We start from the raw sequence: 778 nt of genomic DNA, 5'->3' as shown, positions 1-778 counted from the left end.
AGGAGCTCTTGGTAAAAATTCCCATTTATCATCAGCTGGACTATATGGATCTCCTAGTGATGAGGTAACTTTATTAGATGCTAGAAATTCTTTAGAATTTGTTACTGCTGTCTATGCTTCATCTAGACAAAATAAAATTATTGAAATTCCAATAGATAAAAAAAATAAACTTTATAATTCCTGGCTCCCTTAATAAATGAATTAATTTCTGAATGTTTTAAATATACTTACAGATATAAAATAAATATTTGAAACAACCCATAACAACATGAAGAAAACCTCATATACTGGGTTAATATTCAAATCTTTTATTAAAATTAGCAAAATTGAAGTAATGAACCAAAAGATTGCAAAAAGAATTGATAAACTTTTGAATTTTTTAACTCTTAAAGGATGAATGCATTTTAAAGGAGAAAATTTTAGTAACACTAACAAAATTAGAAATATCAAATTAAAATTTTGGCTGGTGCCAAAAATATAAAAGTAAAGCACGATTACATTCCAAATAGCTGGAAAACCATTATAGTAATTATCATTTGTTAAAATATTTAAATTCACATAAGAATAAATAGAAATAAAAATCAAAATTACAGGAATTAATAAAATAAACTGATCTGGTACATACCTAAACCAATAAATCATTACCGATGGTATTATAACATAGTTAAAAAAATCAATTATACTATCCAGCATTTTACCATCAATATGTGGTAAATTTTTTTTCACATTAAATTTTCTAGCTAAAGTTCCATCAACACTGTCTATTAAAAATGCAAAC

The 778-nt window shown here is 24.8% G+C and carries 1 protein-coding gene and 1 pseudogene; one reads left to right on the top strand and one right to left on the bottom strand.

Annotation, left to right across the window (positions count from 1 at the left end; translation table 11 throughout):
• A pseudogene (locus AMO08_RS05730) lies at window positions 1-193 on the top strand (hypothetical protein); the annotation flags it as partial.
• 8 nt (window positions 194-201) lie between these two features.
• On the opposite strand, the gene AMO08_RS05725 reads toward AMO08_RS05730, so the two are convergent.
• A partial coding sequence (locus AMO08_RS05725; protein WP_075484546.1) for a CDP-alcohol phosphatidyltransferase family protein occupies window positions 202-778 on the bottom strand: 577 nt, incomplete at its 5' end.

Origin of the sequence: Candidatus Pelagibacter communis, from assembly GCF_001180205.1 — a bacterium.
Taxonomy (GTDB): Bacteria; Pseudomonadota; Alphaproteobacteria; order Pelagibacterales; family Pelagibacteraceae; genus Pelagibacter; species Pelagibacter ubique_O.
The sequence above is the reverse complement of the archived record's forward strand: the minus strand, read 5'-3'. Positions and strand labels throughout refer to the sequence as shown.